This is a genomic window from Phaeobacter sp. PT47_59 (assembly GCF_028890025.1).
Taxonomy (GTDB): domain Bacteria; phylum Pseudomonadota; class Alphaproteobacteria; order Rhodobacterales; family Rhodobacteraceae; genus Phycobacter.
The window spans coordinates 1-1,033 of record NZ_JARCJL010000075.1 but is presented as its reverse complement, the minus strand read 5'-3'; the positions used below and the strand labels follow the sequence as shown (position 1 = coordinate 1,033).

Genomic DNA, 1,033 nt, shown 5'->3' with positions numbered 1-1,033 from the left:
AACATGGGGGTCATGCGGCGCGTTTTCTGTTTGCGACGGTCAGCCGACCATCGAGAACTGCGGCCCTTGTGACGGCTACTCGGTGAGCCCCTTTGGGCGACCACCGCATCCTTCTGCGCTTTCCCATGCGGGCATTGGCAATGTCATCGACTGATCCTTCGGCACGAGATGACGAGATGGGCAGCCCGTTACGGTACCGTCGGCCATAGTCGACAAGGGATTCCATGTTGTTCGCGAGATAGGTGTACAGTGTCCCGCATCGGGCCTGCACACGAGCGGCAGCGGTGCGGACAGCCAAAGGTTCTTCCGCAAGGCGGGTGCAATCGTGCATGAGCCCTTTCAGATAAGTTTCCGCGACCCGTGCTCTGCCATGCCACAGCCACCAGCGAAGGCTTTTCGCGGGGCGCTGGAACAGCACCGGAATTCCAGTGAATCCCGGTATCTGGACCAGACCCTGAACGGCGGCCTCGACATGTCGAATACGCATCGAGATGTGCCACCAGTCGAGGATATGCTTCACCTGGCCGTCGCCACCCATGGCATTCCGTATGAGGTTCGGGAGAGCAAGCTCGCCATCAGAGATTACCGTCAACAGACGGCCCGGCTTCCATCCAAAGTCTGACAGCTCTTCTCGCATCCGGCTGCCTGGCGATGCCGTCGCATTGGCGACCAAGCCAAATCGTCGGCACATATTGCGACTTTCAATCTTACCGACCACAAGATCCAGGTGTCGCTGCTGATACTCCGGTCGACAGCGGATATGCGCACCGTCCAGAAAAACCGTCAAACCCCCTTTGGGAAGTGCTTCAGCGGGATCGCCTGATGCCCTTCGACTTTTCTCGAGCCCCGCGGCTACTCTTCCCAACCGGTCACGCACCGTGGTGTGATGGGGCGGATGGCAGGGGAGGAAGCTTTTCATCAGCCGCGCGGCTTCGCGAAAGGAATGCCGGGACCCGAGTTCCGCATGGAGCCGCTGCAGCTCCGGGGTAGCCCGGTCAGGAAAGAAATAGGCCAGCGGAGAAATAGGTCCGCC

The 1,033-nt window shown here is 60.0% G+C and carries 1 protein-coding gene; it reads right to left on the bottom strand.

All coding sequences use genetic code 11. The annotated features are described in order from the left end of the window. Positions 1-10 precede the first annotated feature (10 nt). The coding region (locus PXK01_RS21945) for an ISKra4 family transposase (RefSeq protein ID WP_274861738.1) at positions 11-1,033 on the bottom strand (1,023 nt) is incomplete at its 5' end.